We start from the raw sequence: 13,224 nt of genomic DNA on the forward strand, positions 1-13,224 counted from the left end.
GAGGGTCAGGCCCGATCGACGGAGAAGGCGATCACCTCGCTGAGACGCTCGGCCGACAGCGCCAGCATGATCAGGCGATCGACGCCCAGCGCGACCCCGGAGCTGTCCGGCATTCCATGCTCCAGCGCCGCCAGCAGATGTTCGTCGATCGGTTGCTGCGGCAGCCCCGCCGCCGCCCGCTTGCGGTTATCTTGCTCAAAGCGCAGGCGCTGCTCCGCCGCGTCGGTCAGCTCATGGAAACCGTTGGCCAGCTCTACACCGCGGTAGTACACCTCAAAGCGCTCCGCGACACGATGGTCCTCGGTACTGATCTGCGCCAGCGATGCCTGGCTGGCCGGAAAATGGTAGACGAAAGCCGGACGATCTTTACCAATATGAGGCTCGACGCCAAAGGCAAATAACAGCTGTAGCAGCGTATCGCGATCCTCTTCATTATCGGCGACATTGCTTAAATCCAGTTTCGCCGCCGCTTCACGCAGCTGCGTTTTATCGGCAGAGAGTGGATCGACGTCCAGGTGACGAATAAAGGCCTGCTGATACGAGAGCGTTTCAGCGCTTTCACATTCAAGCACCTGCTGCAACAAATCATCCACTTCATTCATTAAGCGATACATATCGTAATGCGGACGATACCACTCCAGCATGGTAAATTCTGGATTGTGATAGCGCCCGGACTCTTCATTGCGGAAGCTGCGGCACAGCTGATAGATGGGGCCGCTGCCGGCAGCCAGCAGCCGCTTCATGTGATACTCCGGGCTGGTCATCAGATACAGCGTCATCCCCTGCGCTACCCCGGGACCGACAAAGTGGGTCTGAAAAGGGACCAGGTGAACATCCGTTACCGTGGCCTGGCTCATCGACGGGGTGTCGACCTCCAGCACGCCGCGATCTGAGAAAAACCGCCGGATGGTGGACAGGATGCTGGCGCGCTTCAACAAATTGGCCACAGGTGCACTGGGCTGCCAGCTTGCCGTATCGCTCATGATGATAACTCCGAAATAAAACAGGATGGGCAGTCTACCCGCTTCTCAGCGCAGATGACAGTTTTCGTCGCCGGGGCTCGCCGGCCCCAATCCCGCCTCATCGGCCAAGGCGCGTCGCCAACGGCGATGGAGGGCGACTAGCTTCCTAATAGATGCGGCCGCACATTATTTACATTGTTCTAAAAAGCAAATAAAACATATTAAAAATAGAATATAACGACAGAAACATTATTAAGATCACGTTTTACTATTTTTTCCCGCCCTAAAAAGGATAAAACACCCAACCACGTCAATTTTCTACTACTTCAATATGGGTATAATTTTTGGATTCGAACTTATAAAACATAACCATTCCCATGCGTAATAAAGACAGCGGCTACATCTATGCTACCTTTCTTTAATACGTATTCTGGAATGGTTATTCGTTTTTACACGTTACTTTACCATTGAACACCCGGAGGAATGCAGTGCAAACCTTTAACGCAGACCTTGCCATCGTCGGGGCTGGGGGTGCTGGCTTACGAGCAGCGATTGCCGCCGCCGAGGCCAACCCTCAACTGAAGATTGCCTTAATCTCAAAAGTGTACCCGATGCGCAGCCATACCGTGGCGGCGGAAGGCGGTTCCGCGGCCGTCACTCAGGCTCATGACTCTTTCGATTTCCACTTCCACGATACCGTTGCCGGTGGTGACTGGCTGTGTGAGCAGGATGTCGTCGATCACTTCGTACATAACTGCCCGCGCGAAATGACCCAGCTGGAGCTGTGGGGCTGTCCGTGGAGCCGTAAACCTGACGGTTCGGTCAACGTACGTCGTTTCGGTGGCATGAAGATTGAACGCACCTGGTTTGCCGCGGACAAGACCGGCTTCCACATGCTGCACACCCTATTCCAGACCTCGCTGAAGTATCCGCAGATCCAGCGTTTCGACGAGCACTTCGTGCTGGATATCCTGGTGGATGACGGCCAGGCCCGCGGCGTCGTCGCCATCAATATGATGGAAGGCACCATGGTGCAGATCCGCGCCAACGCCGTTATCCTGGCGACCGGCGGCGCTGGCCGCGTATACCGTTACAATACCAACGGCGGCATCGTCACCGGCGACGGTATGGGCATGGCCTTCAAACACGGCATTCCGCTGCGCGACATGGAGTTCGTTCAGTATCACCCGACCGGTCTGCCGGGCTCAGGTATCCTGATGACCGAAGGCTGCCGCGGCGAAGGCGGTATTCTGGTCAACAAAGACGGCTACCGTTACCTGCAGGATTACGGTCTCGGGCCGGAAACGCCGCTGGGCGAGCCGAAGAACAAGTACATGGAGCTGGGGCCGCGCGACAAAGTGTCTCAGGCTTTCTGGCACGAATGGCGCGCAGGCCGCACGATCTCCACGCCGCGCGGCGATGTGGTCTATCTGGATCTGCGTCACCTCGGCGCCAAGAAGCTGCACGAGCGCCTGCCGTTCATCTGTGAGCTGGCCAAGGCCTACGTCGGCGTCGATCCGGTCAACGAGCCGATCCCGGTACGTCCGACCGCACACTACACCATGGGCGGTATCGAAACCGACCAGAACTGCGAAACCCGCATCAAGGGTCTGTTCGCCGTCGGCGAATGCTCCTCTGTCGGTCTGCACGGCGCCAACCGCCTGGGCTCCAACTCCCTGGCTGAGCTGGTGGTCTTTGGCCGCGTCGCCGGCGAAAGCGCCCTGCAGCATCTGCAGAATGTCACCCCGGCGAACGGCACGGCGCTGGACGCACAGGTGAAAGACATCGAGGGCAACCTCAAAGCACTGGTTAACCAGGAAGGCAACGAAAACTGGGCGACCCTGCGCGATGAAATGGGCACCTCCATGGAAGAGGGCTGCGGTATCTACCGTACCACCGATCTGATGCAGAAGACGGTCGACAAACTGGCCGAGCTGAAAGAGCGCTTCAAACGCGTCAAGATCACCGATACCTCCAGCGTATTCAACACCGAACTGCTATATGCCATCGAGCTGGAGCACGGTCTGAACGTCGCCGAGTGTATGGCGCACTCCGCCATTAACCGTCGCGAATCCCGCGGTGCTCACCAGCGTCTGGATGAAGGCTGTACCGAGCGTGATGACGTAAACTTCCTGAAGCATACGCTGACCTACTTCAATGAGAGCGGCGCACCGCGCATTGAGTACAGCGATGTGAAGATCACCAAGCTGCCGCCGGCCAAACGTGTATACGGTGCCGAAGCAGAAGCTCAGGAAGCCAAGAAGAAAGAGGAAAAAGCGAATGGCTGAGATGAAAAACCTGAAAATGGAAGTCATGCGCTACAACCCGGAACAGGATGCCGAGCCGCGCTTTGTGACTTACGAGGTTCCGTATGATGACGCAACTTCCCTGCTGGATGCCCTGCTGTATGTGAAGGACAATCTGGCGCCGGACCTCTCCTTCCGCTGGTCCTGCCGCATGGCTATCTGTGGCTCCTGTGGGATGATGGTCGATAACGTACCGAAACTGGCCTGCAAAACCTTCCTACGCGACCACCCGAACGGGATGCGCGTCGAGGCGCTGGCCAACTTCCCGGTTGAGCGCGATCTGGTGGTCGATATGACCCACTTTATCGAGAGCCTGGAAGCGATCAAACCGTATGTCATCGGTAACGATCGTAAACCGGAAGACGGGACTAACAAGCAGACCCCGGCGGAGATGGAGAAATACCATCAGTTCTCCGGCTGCATCAACTGTGGCCTGTGCTATGCCGCCTGCCCGCAGTTTGGTCTGAATCCGGAGTTCATCGGCCCGGCCGCGATCACCCTGGCTCACCGCTACAACCTAGACAACCGCGACCACGGTAAGAAAGAGCGTATGCCGGTACTGAACACCCAAAACGGTGTTTGGAGCTGTACCTTCGTCGGTTATTGCTCTGAAGTCTGCCCGAAACACGTGGATCCGGCTGCGGCCATCCAGCAGGGCAAGGTAGAAAGTGCCAAAGACTTCATGATCGCAATGCTGAAACCGCAATAAGGGAGACTCGATTGCAATGACGACTTCAACCAAACGCAAACCCTATGTGCGGGGTATGTCATCCAACTGGTGGCAAAAGCTGGGTTTCTATAAGTTCTACATGCTGCGCGAAAGTTCAGCGCTGGAAAACGTCTGGTTCAGCATCGTGCTGATCTACGGCGTATTCTCGCTGAAAGACGGTGCCGCAGGCTGGGAAAGCTTCGTTGCGTTCCTGCAAAACCCGCTGGTATTGGTCCTCAATATCATCTCCCTGCTGCTGGCCGTGCTGCATACCAAGACCTGGTTTGAGCTGGCGCCGAAAGCGGCCAACATCGTGGTAAACGATGAGAAGATGGGCCCGGCACCGATTATCAAGGCGCTGTGGGTTGTCACTATCGTCGCTACCGTGGTGGTTCTGGGCCTGGCCCTGCTGTAACCGAGGAGAAAGTATGATGAACAATAAAGTCTACAAACGTTCTGACGAGCCGGTTTTTTGGGGTTTGTTTGGCGCGGGCGGTATGTGGGGAGCCATCTTCGCGCCGGCCGTGATCCTGATCGTCGGCATTCTGCTGCCGCTGGGGATGTTCCCAGATGCGCTGACCTTTGAGCGCGCCCTGAGCTTCAGCCAGAGCATCATCGGCCGTATCTTCTGGCTACTGATGATCATTCTGCCGCTGTGGTGTGGTCTGCACCGTCTACATCACATGATGCACGATCTGAAGATCCACGTGCCGGCAGGCAGCTGGGTATTCTATGGCCTGGCGGCCATTCTGAGCGTGGTGGCGCTGATCGGGATCTTTACCCTGTAATCCACCCTGTAACGAAAAGCCTCCTGCGGGAGGCTTTTTTATCGAGCCCGCATCCGCGCGGCAACGCTAGGCGTAGCTAAACTTAAGCCCCAGTATCCCGCAGAGGATAAGCCCCAGGCTCAACAGGCGCATAGGGCTGGTCGACTCACCCAGCAGTATTATCCCCATGATCGCGGCGCCGACGGCGCCAATGCCGGTCCAGACCGCATAGGCGGTACCGGCTGGCAGGGTTTTCATCGCATGGGCCAACAGCAGCACGCTAGCGGCCATCGCCAGCAGTGTAACCACGCTGGGCCACAGGCGAGTAAATCCATGGGAGTACTTTAAACTGATGGCCCAGACCACTTCGAGCAGGCCGGCTATCAGCAAGACTATCCAAGACATAATGGTGTCCAACGACGGGCAGGGGCGTCCCTGAAAAAAGCAGCATGTGCGGGTCGTCCCGCACAGGGGGAGCCGTAGGCGGCCTCCCGGTGGTTTATCCACCATACCCCTCCCGGTGAAGAATAGGAACGGCATGCGTCGCGCTGAGCAAAAAAAAACCGCGCCTGGCGCGGTTTTCTTCAGCGTGGGAGATTACTTCACGCGGGAGACATATTCGCCAGAGCGGGTATCTACCTTGATGACTTCGCCGATCTGAACGAACAGCGGAACCTTAACCACGGCGCCGGTGGTCAGAGTTGCCGGCTTGCCGCCGGTACCGGCGGTATCCCCTTTCAGGCCCGGATCGGTCTCAACGATTTCCAGCTCAACGAAGTTCGGCGGGGTAACCGCGATAGGCTGGCCGTTCCACAGGGTAACCACGCACTCGGCCTGATCCAGCAGCCACTTCGCGTTGTCGCCAACGGCTTTGGCATCGGCGGCCAGCTGCTCAAAAGTGTCATTGTTCATGAAGTGCCAGAACTCACCGTCGTTGTACAGGTAAGTCAGGTTCACATCCATCACGTCGGCACCTTCGGCGCTATCGGTAGACTTGAAGGTCTTTTCGATCAGCTTGCCGGTCAGCAGACGGCGCAGCTTAACGCGGGCAAAGGCCTGGCCTTTACCCGGTTTGACGAATTCACTGGATTCAACGGCGTAAGGTTCACCGTCCATCATGATTTTAAGACCGGAGCGGAAATCGTTGCTAGAATACGTTGCCATAAAGGCCCTCTGAATAATTTACTTGGTAGCTTAGCCAAAAAAATGGCACATATTGTAACCCAAAAAGGGCAGCCGAGAGAAGATTGGCTGCAACAACTTGCCGACGTTGTCACCGACCCCGCCGACTTACTGGCCCAGCTGGGCCTTTCTGCCCATCCACAGTGGCTGGCGGGCTGCGAGGCCCGTCGCCTGTTTCCTCTGCGGGTACCGCGCGCCTTCATCAGCCGGATCCGCCGCGGCGATCCTCTCGATCCCCTGCTGCGCCAGGTGATGAGTGACGCCGCCGAGTTTATTGAAACGCCCGGTTTCTCCACCGATCCGCTGGAGGAGCAGCACAGCGTCGTTCCCGGTCTACTGCACAAATACCAAAACCGCGCGCTGCTGTTGGTCAAGGGCGGCTGCGCCGTCAATTGCCGCTACTGCTTCCGCCGCCACTTTCCCTATCAAGAAAATCAGGGAACCCGCGCCAACTGGCAACGGGCGGTGGCGTATCTGCGTGAACACCCGGAGCTGGATGAGATCATTTTCTCCGGCGGCGATCCGCTGATGGCCAAAGATCACGAGCTGGACTGGCTGTTCACCCAGCTGGAGCAGCTGCAGCACCTCCGGCGGCTGCGTATCCACAGCCGCCTGCCGGTGGTGATCCCGGCGCGCGTGACCGATGCGCTGTGCCAGCGCATGGCGGACTCCCGTCTGCAGATGGTGCTGGTCACCCATATTAACCACGCCAACGAGATTGATGAAGCGCTGAGCGAGGCCATGGGTCGACTGAAGCAAGCCGGCGTGACCCTGCTGAATCAGAGCGTTCTGCTGCGCGGCGTTAACGACAGCGCCGATACGCTGGCGGCCCTGAGCAACGCGCTGTTTGACGCCGGTATTCTCCCCTACTATCTGCATGTTCTGGACAAGGTGCAGGGCGGCGCCCACTTTATGGTGCCGGATGATGAGGCACGTCGCCTGATGCATGGGCTGCTGGCTCGGGTCTCCGGTTATCTGGTACCGCGTCTAACCCGCGAAATCGGCGGTGAACCGAGCAAAACCCAGCTGGATCTGCATCTGCGCCAGCAGTAATTCCCCGCAAACGCTGTATCGGCCTGCGCCCCCGGCGCGCAGGCCGCCTCTCCATAGCCACGCAAGCGGCAACAAACATCACACTTCAGAAACAAAATAGTGCTAATAACCATAAATTTTAACTATTTGTTAAACTGAAGCGATCCAGCCATATGCTTTAACCGGCCATTTACGTTATAAATACACCGCGATAATTCATCATACCAATAATGTTAATCTGCGTTCGTTAGGGAAATTTATGCCTGCATACTTACCATTTTTTCTGGGTATCCTGCCGCTTGCTGTCATGATCGTCCTGATCCTGAAACTGAAAACCCCGATCCATCTCGCCGTGCTGATCACGCTGGCGCTGACGCTGGCAGTCACCGGCCTGTATTGGCATACGCCGCTGCAAACCCTAGGATCAGCGCTGATCTACGGTGCCTTAAAAGGGCTGTGGCCGATCGTCATCGTGATCCTTGGCGCTATCTACAGCTATAACCTGATGCTGAAGACCGGCAGCATGGACATCCTGCGCGACGTACTGGCCGCCGTCAGCGATGATAAGCGTATTCAGGTTCTGCTGATCGCCTGGTGCTTCGGTGGCTTCCTGGAGGCGGCCGCCGGCTACGGTACCGCGGTGGCCATCCCCATCGGGATCCTGATCGCGCTGGGCTTTAACCCGCTCAAGGCCGCCATCGCCTCACTGGTTGCCAATACCGTACCGACCGCCTTTGGCGCCGTCGGCATCCCGGTTTCTATTCTGGCCGAGCAGGTCAATCTGCCGGTCACCGCGCTGAGCGGAACCATCATCTCCCAGCTGGCCCTGTTTAATATTCTGCTGCCGTTTGTCATCGTCGCCATCATCGGCGGCGGCGTCAAAGCCCTGCGCGGCGTCTTCACGCTGACCCTGCTGTGCGGCATCTCGACCCTGATCCCACAGTATCTGGTCGCCATCAAGCTGGGCGCCGAGCTGCCCGCCTTTGCCGGTAGCCTGGTCAGCCTGATCGTCGTCACCCTGATGGCCAAGGCGCGGCGCGGCGAGACCGCCGCCGAATACCGTATTGACGGCGCCCATCTCAAGGGCAACGTCCGCTATTCCGCCCCGCAGTTGCTGCGCGCCTGCGCAATCTATCTGCTGATCTTTATTTTCATTCTGCTGTGCTCACCGCTGTTTCCGGCGATCCGCTCGACCGTTGCCCAGGTCGCCAGCGTTCTGCCCTTCCCGCTGGCCAACGGCCAGGTGCTGAAGCTGAAGATCGACTGGATAGCGACGCCAGGCGTTCTGATCATCATCGCCACCCTGATCGGCGGAGTGATTCAGGGCGCGGCCCTGCGCCAGATGCTGCAGGTTTTCGTCGACACGGTAAAGCAGCTGAAAAACTCCATCATCGCCATCAGCGCCATCGTCGCCATGGCGACGGTCATGGACGTCAGCGGGCTGATCGCCACCCTTGCGCAGACGCTGGTTAACGTCACCGGCGGCGGCTATCTGTTCATTGCCCCGATCATCGGTGCACTGGGGACCTTCGTCACCGGCAGCGACACCAACTCCAACGTGCTGTTTGGCAAGCTGCAGACCATGGCGGCGGAAAAGCTGCACGTCGATCCGCTGTGGCTGGCAGCCGCCAATACCTCCGGAGCCACCGGCGGCAAGATGATTTCGCCGCAGAGCATCGCCATTGCCGTCTCAGCCACCCGCATGGATGGCCAGGGCAGCGCCATCATGTCTGGAACCCTGAAGTACTGCTGCGCCTATATCGTTATTCTGGGGCTGAAGGTCGGTCTGGTCTATTACTTATTTATGGCTTAATTGGTTGAATTAAATAATATTTTATTTTCTGCAATGGAGATTTTTTGTCGTGAACGTCAACTTTTTCGTCACTTGTCTTGGAGACGCCCTAAAGTCGCGCATGGCGCGCGATAGCGTACTGCTGTTGGAGCAGCTGGGCTGTACGGTCCACTTCCCAGAAAAGCAGGGCTGCTGCGGCCAGCCTGCCATCAACGGCGGCTACGTTAAGGATGCCATTCCAGGCATGAAGACCCTGATCCGTGCGCTGGAGGAGAACGACGATCCGATCATCTCGCCGGCGGGCTCCTGCACCTATGCGGTCAAGAGCTATCCCAGCTACCTGAGCGACGAGCCCGAGTGGGCGCTACGCGCCGAGCGCGTCGCCAACCGGATGGTCGACCTCACCTCTTTTATCGTCAACGCCCTCGGCGTTCAGGACGTGGGCGCCCGTCTGCCAGGGCGGGCGGTCTACCACCCCTCTTGCAGCCTGCTGCGTAAAATGAAGGTCCGCGATGAGCCCCTGACGCTGCTGAGCCACGTCCGGGGGCTGGAGCTGCTGCCGTTCCCCGCCGCCGAGACCTGCTGCGGCTTTGGCGGCACCTTCTCCATAAAAATGGCCGAGATCTCTGGAGAGATGGTAAAAGAAAAGGTCAGTCATATGATGGAGGCCCAGCCGGAGTATCTGATTGGTGCCGATATCAGCTGCCTGATCAACATTGGCGGCCGCCTGCAGCGCGAAGGGCTACCGGTCAAGGTGATGCACATCGCCGAAGTGCTGATGAGCCGTTAAGGGGGATGCCATGTCATTGAAAACCAGCGATGTAAAATTTAAGGATCGCATTCGGCTTCAGCTGGATGATGCAGTCATGCGCAAGGCGGTAGCCAATGCCCAAGAACGCATCGGCGCCAACCGGCAAAAAATGGTGGATGAGCTGGGGCACTGGGATGAGTGGCGCGAGCGCGCCGAACAGATCCGCGATCACGTGCTCGATAACCTGGATGCCTACCTGTATCAGCTGGCGGAGAAGGTGACGGAGAACGGCGGAAAGGTCTACTTTGCCAAGACCAAAGAGGACGCAACCCGCTATATTCTGCAGGTAGCCCAGGCCAAAAACGCCAAAAAGGTGGTGAAAGCCAAGTCGATGGTCACCGAAGAGATCGGCATGAACCACGCACTGCAGCAGGCAGGAATCCAGGTGGTGGAGACCGATCTGGGCGAATACATTCTGCAGTTGGATCAAGATCCGCCCTCCCACGTGGTGGTGCCCGCGATCCACAAGGATCGCACCCAGATCCGCCGGGTGCTTCATGAGACCCTGGGCTATGATGGTCCGGAGACGCCGGAGGCGATGACCTTGTTTATCCGCCAGAAGATCCGCCAGGACTTCCTCAGCGCCGATATCGGCGTCACCGGCTGTAACTTTGCCGTCGCCGAAACCGGCTCGGTCTGTCTAGTCACCAACGAAGGCAACGCCAGGATGTGCACGACCCTGCCGCCGACTCATATCGCCGTGATGGGAATGGAGCGCATTGCCCCCACCTTCGAAGAGGTGGATGTGCTGATCACCATGCTGGCGCGCAGTGCGGTCGGCGCCAGGCTGACCGGCTACAACACCTGGCTGACCGGCCCGCGCGAGGCGGACAACCTTGACGGTCCGCAGGAGTTCCACCTGGTGATCGTCGATAATGGCCGCTCCAGCATTCTCGGCTCACCCTTCCGCGACGTCCTGCGTTGTATCCGCTGTGGCGCCTGCATGAACACCTGCCCGGCCTATCGCCACATTGGCGGCCACGGCTACGGCTCCATCTATCCGGGCCCGATTGGGGCGGTGATCTCGCCGCTACTGGGCGGCTATGCGAATTTTAAGGATCTTCCCTACGCCTGTTCGCTGTGTACCGCCTGCGACAGCGTCTGTCCGGTCAATATCCCGCTCTCCAAGCTGATCCTGCGCCATCGCCGGGCGATGGTCGAAGCCGGCCTGCCGCCGAAGGCGGAGCAGCGAGCCACCCGCCTGTTCACGTATGCCAACAGCCATCCAGGGCTATGGAAGGTCGGCATGATCGCCGGTGCTAGGGCCGCCAGCTGGTTTATTAAAGGCGGCAAGGCTCCTATCAACGCAGGAGCGCTGGCGGAGTGGACCGCAGCGCGCGATCTGCCGCAGGCCGATGGCGAGAGCTTCCGCAGTTGGTTTAAACAGCACAAGGCGCAGGGGAGTAAATAATGAACAATCGCGATGAATTTCTGGCCACGATCGCCCGCCAGCTGGGACGCGAAGTCCGCCATACCCCACAGCCTCGTCCCCAGCCCATCAATGACTATGCCCAAACCCGTCTGACCGGGCTCAGCGTACAGCAGCGCTGCGACGCCTTTATCGACGTCGCCAGCAATGTCATGCTGGCGCACTGTGAGCGCTGCAGCGAAGCCGATGCGGCCCAAGCGGCACTGCGTCTCTGTCAGCGCTATGGCCAGACGCCGACCATCGTCAGCGGAGATGACCGTCTGGCGCAGTTGGGGATCACCGAAACGCTGGTGAGGGAGTGCCCAGCGACGGTATGGGATCCGGCGCTCGGCGCAGAGAATCTGCGCATGGCGGAGCAGGCCAAGGTTGGCGTAGTCTACGCCGAATACGGGCTGACCGAATCCGGCGGCGTGGTGCTGTTCTCCTCGGCGCTGCGCGGGCGCGCTCTGAGCCTGCTACCGGAGTCTTCTGTCTTTGTGCTGCGTAAGAGCACCATTCTGCCGCGGGTGGCGCAGCTGGCCAGCCTGCTGCACCAGCGCGCGCAGCAGGGAGAGCGGATGCCATCCTGCATCAACCTGATCGGGGGGCCCAGTTCGACCGCGGATATCGAGCTGATTAAGGTCGTCGGGGTGCACGGGCCGGTAAACGCCGCCTATCTGATCGTTGAGGACTGCTAAACAGCGGCCTCTGTGCCCGCACTAAAAAAGCCGCGGCCCTCAGGCCGCGGCTTTTTTGAACCGATGCTTCCTGTCCCAATCTCTCAGTTCGGGCATTTATAAACCTGTCCGCTCATCTTGCTGTCCAGCGGTGCAAAGCTGGACCAGAAGCTTTCGCTCGGGCTGACCGCGCCGTAAACCACGTTTCCACCCATTGCGGCTGCCTTATTGCGCAGATCGTTAGCGGCAGCGCGCATAGAGCTGGTTTCACCGCCCTGACCCGATAGCCAGTTGCTCTGGGTTCCCACCGCTTCGCCCAGCAGTTGGCATTCAGCGCCCGGCTTCGCATCGGTAAACTTCACCTGCTGCCCGGCGGAAGACAGCTGAGTCATGGTACTGCACCCTGCCAGCAGCATGACGGCTGCCAGACCCAGTAACCCTTTAATCCGCATCTTATTCCCCATTTGATGTGTAAATGTTATCCGAATAATACCAGAATCCGTTGGTAACACTGAATAAATGTGGCGTACTGGCTCGTAGACGGCTCAGGAGCCCTCCGGCCGATCCCGGTATATCACCGCATACTAGTGTATCTGAAACCCGCTATGCCACAATGCTATGACAAAATTTCGCGCGGCATCATGAACGTTAAACCTATTAGCATCGATTTGACGAAAGACGTTCTCCAGATCCTCTGGGGTTGACGAGCACGGCAAACGATTGTTTAACAAACAGCTCAGACGGGCACAAATGACCTCCTTTTTTCCCGTTTTATCGGCATAAAGGCCTGTGCATCTGCTCATTTCTGAGCCAACAAACTGATGTTGATGGACCATAACGTCAAATTGATAGCTCCTCAGTTCGTCAAACCCTATGTTAAAACCAATAAGCGCGATACTGCGGATGCAGAAACTATTTGTGAAGCCGTCACACGCTCCAACATGCGGCTCGTATCGGTCATCCTTGCCCCCCGAGCAGCAAGTCGTATTAGTACTTCACCGAAGTGTGGATCAGGCAACGCCTAGCGTAACAATATTACTCACCATTACGGGCAACAGCTACACGATGACGGCCGCCGCCGATGGCTCTTGGTCTATCAATATTTCCCAGCTATTAAACGAGGACCACAATGGCTATACGGTCGTCGCCATCGATCCCAGCAGAGGCTTGTTATCCACCATCAATAGCAATATCTTTATTGACCTACTCTCTCCCGGCACTACAGTTGTATCAACCGATGAAAGCGGCAGCTATATTAAAGGCGATATGATTACCTGGAGTCGACGCCCCCAGTTCACCGATAAAACCGAGCCGGGAGCAGCGGTCCCCCTCATCATTGATAGCGTGCAGCCGATCAAAACGGCAACTGACTTTTAGGCCCGTCACACACGCTCCCAAACGGCCCCCTAAGTTACAGCGCGGTCATAACGGATATCGCGGGAAACCAAAACGTCACCCTGGAAAACATCACCAGCGATGACGATACGATTACGGCTAGAGGCACGGCGGGTAATGAGCCTCAGCAGCATCATCAGTTAACCGTCGATCCCCCTTTCCCCTACGCAGGCCGACGCGCGC

Annotated in this window: 14 protein-coding genes and 1 pseudogene; 11 read left to right on the forward strand and 4 right to left on the reverse strand. The window is 57.9% G+C overall.

The genetic code is table 11. From position 1 onward, the window contains the following. Positions 1–5: 5 nt before the first annotated feature. Entirely contained in the window at positions 6–983 is a 978-nt protein-coding gene (epmA, locus tag QY76_RS01215) for an elongation factor P--(R)-beta-lysine ligase (protein WP_034162954.1), read from the reverse strand. A gap of 467 nt (positions 984–1,450) precedes the next feature. Here epmA and frdA point away from each other — a divergent pair, with 467 nt between their 5' ends. From frdA to frdD, 4 genes are read left to right on the forward strand one after another with little or no spacing between them, the layout of a single operon-like run. Beyond that, a complete protein-coding gene (gene frdA, locus QY76_RS01220; RefSeq protein WP_015460789.1) occupies positions 1,451–3,250 on the forward strand; it encodes a fumarate reductase (quinol) flavoprotein subunit in 1,800 nt (599 codons plus the stop codon). Beyond that, on the forward strand, positions 3,243–3,977 hold the full coding sequence (locus QY76_RS01225; RefSeq protein WP_034162956.1) for a succinate dehydrogenase/fumarate reductase iron-sulfur subunit: 735 nt from the start codon (positions 3,243–3,245) through the stop codon (positions 3,975–3,977). Before frdA ends, QY76_RS01225 begins: the two co-directional genes overlap by 8 nt. Before the next feature lie 16 nt (positions 3,978–3,993). Continuing rightward, positions 3,994–4,392 (forward strand): fumarate reductase subunit FrdC, encoded by a 399-nt coding sequence (gene frdC / locus QY76_RS01230; RefSeq protein WP_014524167.1) that lies wholly within the window; start codon positions 3,994–3,996, stop codon positions 4,390–4,392. A gap of 16 nt (positions 4,393–4,408) precedes the next feature. Further along, positions 4,409–4,765, forward strand: a complete 357-nt coding sequence (frdD, locus tag QY76_RS01235) for a fumarate reductase subunit FrdD (protein ID WP_005281123.1) — start codon at positions 4,409–4,411, stop codon at positions 4,763–4,765. A gap of 66 nt (positions 4,766–4,831) precedes the next feature. Here the strand turns inward: frdD and sugE are convergent, their stop codons facing one another. Together sugE and efp are read right to left on the reverse strand one after the other, a co-directional pair. Then, positions 4,832–5,149 (reverse strand): quaternary ammonium compound efflux SMR transporter SugE, encoded by a 318-nt coding sequence (sugE, locus tag QY76_RS01240; protein WP_034162984.1) that lies wholly within the window; start codon positions 5,147–5,149, stop codon positions 4,832–4,834. Positions 5,150–5,341: 192 nt separating this feature from the next. Further along, positions 5,342–5,908, reverse strand: coding sequence for an elongation factor P (gene efp / locus QY76_RS01245; protein WP_015869834.1), 567 nt, complete (start codon positions 5,906–5,908; stop codon positions 5,342–5,344). 42 nt (positions 5,909–5,950) lie between these two features. On the opposite strand from efp, the gene epmB reads away from it, so the two are divergent. The 5 genes from epmB to QY76_RS01270 all read left to right on the forward strand — a co-directional run bounded on the left by epmB (position 5,951) and on the right by QY76_RS01270 (position 11,667). Then, positions 5,951–6,979 carry an EF-P beta-lysylation protein EpmB gene (gene epmB / locus QY76_RS01250; RefSeq protein WP_034162957.1) on the forward strand — a complete coding sequence of 343 codons (1,029 nt, stop codon included), beginning with the start codon at positions 5,951–5,953 and terminating at the stop codon, positions 6,977–6,979. Positions 6,980–7,217: 238 nt separating this feature from the next. Then, positions 7,218–8,771: an L-lactate permease gene (locus QY76_RS01255; RefSeq protein WP_034162958.1), complete on the forward strand. Its 1,554-nt coding sequence runs from the start codon at positions 7,218–7,220 to the stop codon at positions 8,769–8,771. 49 nt (positions 8,772–8,820) lie between these two features. Continuing rightward, positions 8,821–9,540 carry a (Fe-S)-binding protein gene (locus tag QY76_RS01260; RefSeq protein WP_034162959.1) on the forward strand — a complete coding sequence of 240 codons (720 nt, stop codon included), beginning with the start codon at positions 8,821–8,823 and terminating at the stop codon, positions 9,538–9,540. A 10-nt stretch (positions 9,541–9,550) separates the two neighbouring features. Continuing rightward, positions 9,551–10,972 carry a LutB/LldF family L-lactate oxidation iron-sulfur protein gene (locus tag QY76_RS01265; RefSeq protein ID WP_045425465.1) on the forward strand — a complete coding sequence of 474 codons (1,422 nt, stop codon included), beginning with the start codon at positions 9,551–9,553 and terminating at the stop codon, positions 10,970–10,972. Beyond that, a complete protein-coding gene (locus QY76_RS01270; protein WP_034162961.1) occupies positions 10,972–11,667 on the forward strand; it encodes a lactate utilization protein C in 696 nt (231 codons plus the stop codon). The genes QY76_RS01265 and QY76_RS01270 overlap by 1 nt, the downstream gene beginning before the upstream one ends. Positions 11,668–11,750: 83 nt before the next feature. Here QY76_RS01270 and QY76_RS01275 read toward each other — a convergent pair whose 3' ends face one another. Further along, a complete protein-coding gene (locus QY76_RS01275) occupies positions 11,751–12,098 on the reverse strand; it encodes a DUF4156 domain-containing protein (RefSeq protein WP_034162985.1) in 348 nt (115 codons plus the stop codon). Between the two features lie 189 nt (positions 12,099–12,287). Between QY76_RS01275 and QY76_RS19125 the strand changes: the two are divergent. Together QY76_RS19125 and QY76_RS18935 are read left to right on the forward strand one after the other, a co-directional pair. Continuing rightward, positions 12,288–12,651, forward strand: a pseudogene (locus QY76_RS19125) (IS110 family transposase); the annotation flags it as partial. After that, entirely contained in the window at positions 12,652–13,023 is a 372-nt protein-coding gene (locus QY76_RS18935) for a hypothetical protein (RefSeq protein WP_156119366.1), read from the forward strand. It begins immediately after the preceding pseudogene. Positions 13,024–13,224: the final 201 nt, after the last annotated feature.

Source organism: Edwardsiella sp. EA181011 (genome assembly GCF_000800725.1).
In the GTDB taxonomy this organism is placed as follows: domain Bacteria; phylum Pseudomonadota; class Gammaproteobacteria; order Enterobacterales; family Enterobacteriaceae; genus Edwardsiella; species Edwardsiella anguillarum.

Excerpts from the sequence above, each read along its gene's own strand:
- frdD (WP_005281123.1), top strand. The coding sequence starts at position 4,409 with ATGAACAATAAAGTCTACAAACGTTCTGACGAGCCGGTTTTTTGGGGT.
- QY76_RS01225 (WP_034162956.1), top strand. The coding sequence starts at position 3,243 with ATGGCTGAGATGAAAAACCTGAAAATGGAAGTCATGCGCTACAACCCG.
- efp (WP_015869834.1), bottom strand. The coding sequence starts at position 5,908 with ATGGCAACGTATTCTAGCAACGATTTCCGCTCCGGTCTTAAAATCATG.
- epmB (WP_034162957.1), top strand. The coding sequence starts at position 5,951 with ATGGCACATATTGTAACCCAAAAAGGGCAGCCGAGAGAAGATTGGCTG.
- epmA (WP_034162954.1), bottom strand. The coding sequence starts at position 983 with ATGAGCGATACGGCAAGCTGGCAGCCCAGTGCACCTGTGGCCAATTTG.
- QY76_RS01265 (WP_045425465.1), top strand. The coding sequence starts at position 9,551 with ATGTCATTGAAAACCAGCGATGTAAAATTTAAGGATCGCATTCGGCTT.
- sugE (WP_034162984.1), bottom strand. The coding sequence starts at position 5,149 with ATGTCTTGGATAGTCTTGCTGATAGCCGGCCTGCTCGAAGTGGTCTGG.
- frdC (WP_014524167.1), top strand. The coding sequence starts at position 3,994 with ATGACGACTTCAACCAAACGCAAACCCTATGTGCGGGGTATGTCATCC.
- QY76_RS01255 (WP_034162958.1), top strand. The coding sequence starts at position 7,218 with ATGCCTGCATACTTACCATTTTTTCTGGGTATCCTGCCGCTTGCTGTC.
- QY76_RS01270 (WP_034162961.1), top strand. The coding sequence starts at position 10,972 with ATGAACAATCGCGATGAATTTCTGGCCACGATCGCCCGCCAGCTGGGA.
- QY76_RS01275 (WP_034162985.1), bottom strand. The coding sequence starts at position 12,098 with ATGCGGATTAAAGGGTTACTGGGTCTGGCAGCCGTCATGCTGCTGGCA.